The 338-nt window shown below is 66.0% G+C and carries 1 protein-coding gene; it reads left to right on the top strand.

Annotated elements, in window-relative coordinates:
• A partial coding sequence (locus INF68_RS22940; RefSeq protein ID WP_193525475.1) for an Ig-like domain-containing protein occupies window positions 1-338 on the top strand: 338 nt, incomplete at both ends.

Below are 338 nucleotides of genomic sequence, written 5' to 3'. Positions count from 1 at the left end.
CCCTGAGCGGCACCGGCACGGCGGGCGATACCGTGACGATCTACAACAACGGCGTCAAAATCGGCGACGCCGTCGTGGACAACACCGGCAACTGGACCTGGACGCCATCAACCCCGCTGCCTGGCGGCACCTATGACATTACCCTGACCGTTACCAACGTGGACGGCACGGGCAACGAAAGCGCCCCGTCGCAGCCGGTAACCATCACCATTGATACCGAAGCGCCGGCTACGCCTGCGGCACCGACCGTCACCGACAGCGTTACACAGATCACCGGCCCCGTTCCCGATGGCGGAACCACCAACGATCCGCGCCCGGTCCTGAGCGGCACCGGCACG

It is taken from the genome of Enterobacter cloacae complex sp. P16RS2, from assembly GCF_014982155.1.
Classification (GTDB): Bacteria; Pseudomonadota; Gammaproteobacteria; order Enterobacterales; family Enterobacteriaceae; genus Enterobacter; species Enterobacter cloacae_M.
Note: the sequence above shows the minus strand (reverse complement) of the source record. Positions and strands in the feature narration are given on the sequence as shown.